This is a genomic window from Anaerobiospirillum sp. NML120449 (genome assembly GCF_023051105.1).
Lineage (GTDB): Bacteria > Pseudomonadota > Gammaproteobacteria > Enterobacterales > Succinivibrionaceae > Anaerobiospirillum.
In genome coordinates this window covers 1-1,470 of sequence record NZ_JALKIL010000101.1, presented here as the reverse complement: position 1 = coordinate 1,470, position 1,470 = coordinate 1, and the positions used below count along the sequence as shown (strand labels likewise).

The window sequence follows — 1,470 nt, the reverse complement described above, 5'->3', positions numbered from 1 at the left end:
TTGGCTCGTAGTTGTTCATAAAGTAGTTTCGTATGACGTACTCAAACAATCTACTAACCCTCATGCTGCTCATGCGATTTAGTGTGAAGCTGTAAGAGACAGGAGTGGACTTGCCTTTTGACAGACTAAGCTCATTCCTGAGGCACGTAGACATGTTGTAAACCGCTTTATTTATCGCAACCTCCATAGAAAGTGTATTAGGGTTACATGCTTGAAAGCTGTCCTGTGCAAGCACCGAGGTATCAATAACGTTATGGTGAGTTTCTATCATCCAATAGTCGATGATATTAGCTCTAACCTGCCTGATTGTCTCGCCGCTCACATATTCGAGGTTGCTCACATATACCCTTGTTTCTGAGCTGCCAGAATTTATGCAATGCTTTGTAAATTTGACAAGAGAGCATATGTTTTGATGAGGGTTCTTTATTCTTTTATCCAGATAAGGAGCTGCTTCAAGAACCTCTATGTAATAGTTTTCGATTCTGCCGTGATCTTTGAACGTAAACTCAGAAGTCTCAGCACGAGCATGATTCCTGTTAAAGATTGCCTCAACATGGCCCTTTAACTCCTTATTACCCTGACAATCCTTCAGGGGAGCCAGATAGAAGCCTCCCTTAGATACGATTAAAGATGTAACCTCCTGGGCGGAGTTGAGGGCATCGCACATGATGACCTTCTCTTTAAGGTCTACCTGCTCAGCCATTTCAATGAATGCAGTACGCTCCTGGTTTTTAGCATGAGTGTTTATGAATGCACAAGCTGTTCTCGAAGTGCAGTTCATTAACGTAACCGCTATTGCACCTTTTTTAGCCCGCGAATTTGAGCCCTTTCTGAACGAGGACCTTAGCTCCTGACCATCAAAGCCATAGGTAGGCATAAGTCCCTCACGGTCATGTTTATATTTTTCATCGTTGTAAGTGATGAGATCGCCTAAAGAGAGCTTCATTGTGCCGAAGAAGCAAGTAAAAAACTCCTCCATCTCCTTTGCTGATACCATAGCTCGTATGCAGTTAATCGTACTGGCACTGATATGGTTAGACGGGGATGGCAGACCAGGTATAAGTACCTGAAGTATTATGTTGTACTTTGCATAAAACCAAGCAATTTCAGCCGATTTCTTGATGCCACGGGCACGAGCAATGAGTATGACCAGAACAACAGCGTAGATAGGATAAATAACTTTACCTTGAGCCCTTGGGTCAGTGAAAAAGTCCTTTACTACAGAGATACTTAACCGTATGAGAACAGCATCAGCACTTCTTTCGCTAAGGTTCTGGAGCCCTTCAGCTTCACGAATGGCATCATCCATGTCATCTTCATCGAACTCATTGCTGATTGCGTGATATGACTCATACTCATTAACGAGAGCTTCAAAAGCTGCAGGACTCATAATATGACCATTAGATTCAACCAGCTTCTTTTCCTCAATGAACCTGTTTCTTATCTCGTTAATTTTCTGCTCAGTAAGTT

1 protein-coding gene is annotated in these 1,470 nt (G+C 42.6%); it reads right to left on the bottom strand.

Going from position 1 to position 1,470, the window contains the following annotated elements; all coding sequences use genetic code 11:
• A partial coding sequence (locus MXE41_RS12945) for an ISAs1 family transposase (RefSeq protein ID WP_247100880.1) occupies positions 1–1,470 on the bottom strand: 1,470 nt, incomplete at both ends.